At 62.4% G+C, this 680-nt stretch carries 1 protein-coding gene; it reads left to right on the forward strand.

What is annotated here, in order from left to right; all coding sequences use genetic code 11:
• Positions 1 to 148: 148 nt before the first annotated feature.
• Positions 149 to 680, forward strand: a 532-nt coding sequence (locus HFK74_RS32960) for an ABC transporter substrate-binding protein (RefSeq protein ID WP_218953960.1), incomplete at its 3' end; no start/stop codon positions are given.

The raw sequence follows: 680 nt of genomic DNA on the forward strand, positions 1-680 counted from the left end.
CACCGGGCGATCCGGCGTTCCGTTTCGGCGGGCCGCGAATCCGGCAACTCGAAGGGGCGAAGTGGAAGCTGGTCTACGACGCCAGCTGAAAGGAACTTGCCGGCCGGACGGACGGACGGCGGCAATCAGGAGCAAAAGGGAGGAACCGATGAAATCTCTATGGAAGAAGCTGGCAGTTGCGGCTGCCATGATGGGCACGAGCTTTGCGGCGCAGGCCGAAGGTTCAGATGCGCCCAAACCCCTGCCCCAGCGCGAGAAGGTGACGGTCGCCATGACCGCCAAGGTCGAGGCCTACATCCCCTTGATCCTCGCTGACCGGATGGGAGAGTTCGACAAGGAAAACATCGACATCGAATACACCTTCGCCAAGTCGAGCGACGGCATCGTGCTTTTGTCGACCGGCCGCGCCGACGTTCTGGGCGGCCAGCCGAGCGCGGCCGTCTTCAACGCCATCGCAAGCGGCGCCGATATAAGGGTGGTGGCGCCACTATTCGTCCAGTCGCCGGCATCCAAGCAGGGCATCTGGGCCAACAACGCCTTCCTCAATGGCCGCAAGTTCACTGTCGATCTGTTCAAGGACCAGACGATCGCCAGCGCCATTGGCCTGGGGTCGACCGCGTCCTATTTCCTCCAGACCGAGCTCGAAAAGGTCGGCCTGTCGCTGAAGGACGTGAAGTTCC

Origin of the sequence: Pseudomonas sp. SbOxS1, assembly GCF_013416725.1 — a bacterium.
In the GTDB taxonomy this organism is placed as follows: domain Bacteria; phylum Pseudomonadota; class Gammaproteobacteria; order Pseudomonadales; family Pseudomonadaceae; genus Aquipseudomonas.